The 4,784-nt window shown below is 63.0% G+C and carries 5 protein-coding genes; 2 read left to right on the plus strand and 3 right to left on the minus strand.

The features are described 5' to 3' along the window. Positions 1-98 precede the first annotated feature (98 nt). Positions 99-1,166, minus strand: a complete 1,068-nt coding sequence (locus tag NUV89_RS27625) for an NAD(P)-dependent alcohol dehydrogenase (RefSeq protein WP_257783809.1) — start codon at positions 1,164-1,166, stop codon at positions 99-101. Positions 1,167-1,318: 152 nt separating this feature from the next. Here NUV89_RS27625 and NUV89_RS27630 point away from each other — a divergent pair, with 152 nt between their 5' ends. After that, entirely contained in the window at positions 1,319-2,137 is an 819-nt protein-coding gene (locus NUV89_RS27630; protein ID WP_257783810.1) for an alpha/beta fold hydrolase, read from the plus strand. A 64-nt stretch (positions 2,138-2,201) separates the two neighbouring features. Here NUV89_RS27630 and NUV89_RS27635 read toward each other — a convergent pair whose 3' ends face one another. Next, positions 2,202-2,597, minus strand: coding sequence for a DoxX family protein (locus NUV89_RS27635; protein WP_257783811.1), 396 nt, complete (start codon positions 2,595-2,597; stop codon positions 2,202-2,204). Positions 2,598-2,679: 82 nt separating this feature from the next. Continuing rightward, complete coding sequence (locus tag NUV89_RS27640) at positions 2,680-3,555, minus strand: LysR family transcriptional regulator (RefSeq protein WP_257783812.1); 876 nt, start codon at positions 3,553-3,555, stop codon at positions 2,680-2,682. 162 nt (positions 3,556-3,717) lie between these two features. Between NUV89_RS27640 and NUV89_RS27645 the strand changes: the two genes are divergently transcribed. Beyond that, positions 3,718-4,704, plus strand: coding sequence for an NAD(P)H-quinone oxidoreductase (locus NUV89_RS27645; RefSeq protein WP_257783813.1), 987 nt, complete (start codon positions 3,718-3,720; stop codon positions 4,702-4,704). Positions 4,705-4,784 lie beyond the last annotated feature (80 nt).

Consider the following 4,784-nt stretch of genomic DNA (forward strand, 5'->3'; position numbering starts at 1 on the left):
GCGGTGGATCAGTCAACATATCTGTGTCTGATACACCGTCTTCGCGAGCAAGCCCGCTCCCACATAAAGCCCGCTTCCACATGGGACTTGCGGTGTTACTAGGCCGCTTTGCGTTCTTTTTTCAGGCTGTCCATATCGATCACAAATCGGTATTTCACATCCCCTTTAAGCATCCGCTCATACGCCTCATTGATGCCCTGGATATCAATCATCTCGATGTCCGAGACAATCCCATGCTTGGCACAGAAATCCAGCATGTCCTGGGTCTCCTGAATCCCGCCGATCAACGACCCCGCCAGGCTGCGGCGCTTGAAGATCAGGTTGAACACCGACGGCGACGGGTGCGGGCTGTCGGGGGCGCCAACCAAGGTCATGGTGCCGTCACGCTTGAGCAGGTTGAGGAACGCGTCGAGGTTGTGGGGCGCGGCGACGGTGTTGAGGATGAAGTCCAGGCTGTTAGTGACGGCCGCCATTTCATCGGCATTCTTCGACACCACCACCTGGTCGGCACCCAGGCGCAGACCGTCTTCGCGTTTGTTCGGCGAGGTGGTGAACAAGGTCACATGGGCGCCCATGGCGTGGGCAATCTTCACCGCCATATGGCCGAGACCACCAAGACCGACCACGCCGACCTTCTTGCCCGGGCCGACCTTCCAGTGGTGCAGCGGCGAATAGGTGGTGATGCCCGCGCACAGCAGCGGCGCCACCGCCGCCAGGTTGCTGTCGTCGTGGGAGATGCGCAGCACGAACTTCTCCTTGACCACGATGCTGTCGGAGTAGCCGCCAAAGGTGTTTTCACCGCCAAACACCGGGCCGTTGTAGGTGCCGGTAAAGCCGTTCTCGCAATACTGCTCCTCGCCCTCGGCGCACGACGCGCAGTGCTGGCAGCTGTCCACCATACAGCCGACGCCGGCGAGGTCGCCGACCTTGAAATTTTTCACGTTGGCGCCCACCGCCGTGACGCGGCCGACGATTTCATGGCCGGGCACCGACGGGTACAGGGTGTTGTTCCACTCATTGCGCGCGGTGTGCAGGTCGGAGTGGCAGACGCCGCAATACAGAATGTCGATCTGCACATCCTCCGCCCCCGGCGCACGGCGCTCGAAGGTGTAGGGCTTGAGGGCATCCTTGGCGTTCTGCGCGGCGTAGCTGTAAGTCTTGGCCATTTCGTTCACCTGTGTGATCGGACAGTGGAAGTCAGTGGACCAGCATAGACGCTGAACCGTTCAACCGAGCACACCGGTACAAGCCCTTCGTCCGGTTTCACGCAATAGTGAACTAGAGTTCTCAGCCCACCCCACCCACCCAGGAGTTTTCCATGAGCACATTCGTTGCCAAAGACGGCACCCAGATTTACTTCAAGGATTGGGGCAGCGGCAAGCCCGTCCTGTTCAGCCACGGTTGGCCGCTGGATGCGGACATGTGGGAATACCAGATGGAATACCTGAGCAGCCGCGGCTACCGCACCATCGCCTTCGACCGTCGTGGCTTTGGCCGCTCGGACCAGCCGTGGACCGGCAATGACTACAACACCTTCGCCGACGACATCGCCCAACTGATCGAGCACCTGGACCTCAAGGACGTGACCCTGGTGGGCTTCTCCATGGGCGGCGGCGACGTGTCCCGCTACATTGCACGCCATGGCAGCGCCCGTGTCGCCGGCCTGGTGTTGCTGGGCGCCGTGACGCCGATCTTCGGCCAGCAGGCGGATTACCCGCAGGGTGTGCCGCTCGACGTGTTCGCTGGGTTCAAGGCCGAGCTGCTGAAGGACCGCGCGCAATTCATCAGCGACTTCAACGCACCGTTCTACGGCATCAACAAAGGCCAGAACGTCTCCGCTGGTGTGCAAGCCCAGACCTTGCAGGTCGCCCTGCTGGCATCGCTCAAATCGACGGTGGATTGCGTCACCGCGTTCTCCGAGACCGACTTCCGCCCGGACATGGCCAAGATCGACGTACCGACCCTGGTGATCCATGGCGATGGCGACCAGATCGTGCCGTTCGAGACCACTGGCAAAGTGGCCGCCGAGCTAATCAAGGGTGCCGAGCTGAAAGTCTACAAGGACGCGCCCCACGGGTTTGCCGTGACTCACGCCCAACAGTTGAACGAAGACTTGCTGGCGTTCCTCAGCCGCTAAGAAGCAGAACAGGTAAAAGGTAACCTGTGGCGAGGGAGCTTGCTCCCTCGCCACAGGCAATGCGCTACGGGTTGACGGGCTGACGCTGACCGAGCACCAGACGGCCTGCCCCGCTTATCAACAGCGTGGTGAAGACGATCAGCAGCAACCAACCAAACTGCGCTTCGAACAGCGTCCACTCCGGGTGCACCACCAGCAAGGCAATCAACAACACGGCGAGGATCGGCACACACGCCCACCGTACCCACACCCCGGCGAGGATCAGCAACGGGCACACCACCTCGGCGAAAATCGCCAATGACAGCGTGATCGTCGCGCCCAGGTGAAACGGGTCCTCGATCAGCTTCAATTGCTCGCTGTAGTTGAGCAACTTGGGCAAGCCATGCACCCACAGCAGGAGCAGCGCCCCGCTGGCCCTTAGAAACAACAGCCCCAGATCCTGATACTTCGATTCGTTCATGTGCGCTCCCGGTGAGTTGACCCTCTGTCGAGGTCAATTCTGTCGGCAGCCCCGTGCACACGCTTGCAAGCCTGTGCTGACCTCAATCCCCCGTGCCGGCAAACGCCGCGACGATTTCATCGATCACCACCCGCACCCGCGCGGTGTGGCGCAGGTCGGCGTGGGTCACCAGCCACACGTCGTAGGGCAACGGCCGCGTGCGCTGTGGCCACAGGCGCACCAGGCCGTCGCGCTCGCCGGTGCACACCGGGATTTCGCCGATGCCGATACCCGCGGCAATCGAGCGGCGCACCAGCAGGCTGGAACCCAGGGCGGCAACGATGCGCCCGCGGCCCAGCGGCTCGGACACCAGGGTCAGGTCTTTGTGCTGTTGCAGGTGAGGCCCATAGACCACCAGGTCGTGGCCGTCGAACAGGCTGCCGGGCTCGGGCACACCGTGCCGCTCGATATAGCCTTGGGAGGCAAACAACCCCACCGGCCAACGGGCGATGCGCCGGGCGATCAAGTCCGGGTTGTCGGGCCGGGTATTGCGCACCGCGATGTCGGCCTCGCGCTTGGCGAGGCTGAGGATTTGGGTGGAGGCGTCCAGTTGCACGCGGATGTCGGGGTGTTTGTCGTGCAGGCGGGCGATGGCCGGGATCAGGAAATCGATGGCCAGGGAGTCGGTGGTGCTGACCCGCACGGTGCCGATCAGGCGGTCATCCAGGCCTTGGATCTGACGCTCCAGGTCGAGGGCCGAGCGCTCCATTTTCTCCACAGAGCGCAGGGCCGCTTCGCCCACGGCAGTCAGCGCATAACCCTCGGAGGTGCGCAGGAACAGCGTCGCACTCAAGGATTTTTCCAGGGCGTTGATGCGCCGGCCGACGGTCGCCTGATCCACCCCTAGCACCCGCGCGGCGCCGCGCAGTGTGGATTCGCGGCAGACCGCGAGGAATACCCGTGCATCGTCCCAGTTCATTGCTTTCCCCTTGCGCTGCATATTTGCATCTGCGTGCCGCTAAATCGCAGCATTATTGCATCAGCGTCTGGCGATATGCTGAGGTCCGAAGAAAATACTCGGGACCTCCGCCCGCCCGCCACGGTCCCACCCCATACGCTCACCGTTTACAGGACACGCACAATGACCCTGCCTACCGACATGACCCTGATTGAAATCACCACCCCCGGCGGCCCCGAGGTGCTCAAGCCACGCCAGGTGCCCGTGCCCGTTCCGGCCGCTGGCGAGATCCTGATTCGCGTGCACGCCGCCGGGGTCAACCGCCCCGACGCCCTGCAACGCGCAGGCAAGTACCCGATGAAACCCGGCATGAGCCCGATTCCCGGCCTGGAAGTGGCGGGTGAAGTGGTGGCGTTGGGCGAAGGCGTCAATGAATACGCGCTTGGCGACAAGGTCTGCGCCCTGACCAACGGCGGCGGCTACGCGCAATACTGCGCCGTCCCTGCCGGCCAGGCGCTGCCGATCCCCGACGGCCTGTCATGGATTCAAGCCGCCGCGATCCCGGAAACCTTCTTTACCGTGTGGGCCAACCTGTTCGGCATCGGCGGCGCCCACCAGGGCCAGCGCGTGCTGATCCACGGCGGCACCAGCGGCATCGGCACCACTGCGCTGATGCTGTGCCGCGAGTTCGGCATCCACGCGTTCGCCACCGCCGGCAGCGCCGACAAATGCGCCGCCATCCGCGAACTGGGGGCCGAGGCGATCAATTATCGCGAGCAAGACTTCGCCGAAGTCATCGGTGCCGAGGGCGTGAATGTGATCCTCGACATCATGGGCGGCTCGTACCTCAACAACAATCTCAAGGCGTTGAGCATGGACGGCCGCCTGGTGATGCTGGGCTTTCTCGGCGGCGCCAAGGCCAATGACGTGGACCTGCTGACCATCCTTGGCAAACGCGCGATTGTGACCGGCTCGTTGCTGCGCGCGCGGACCAGGGATGAGAAAGCCGCCATCGCCGAGCAATTGCGCGAGCATGTGTGGCCGGTGCTGTCAGCCGGGCGCTGCCTGCCGATGATCGACCAGGTGTTTGACTACACCGAGGCCGACAAGGCCCATGCACGGATGGAAGGTGGCGAGCATATTGGCAAGATTGTGTTGCGGGTGATCTAAGCCCCCCCCATCAACTGTGGAAAGCGGGCTTGTGTGGGAGCGGGCTTGCTCGCGAAAGCGGAGTGTCAGTCACCTGTATT

Source organism: Pseudomonas sp. 18.1.10 (assembly GCF_024655625.1).
GTDB lineage: Bacteria > Pseudomonadota > Gammaproteobacteria > Pseudomonadales > Pseudomonadaceae > Aquipseudomonas.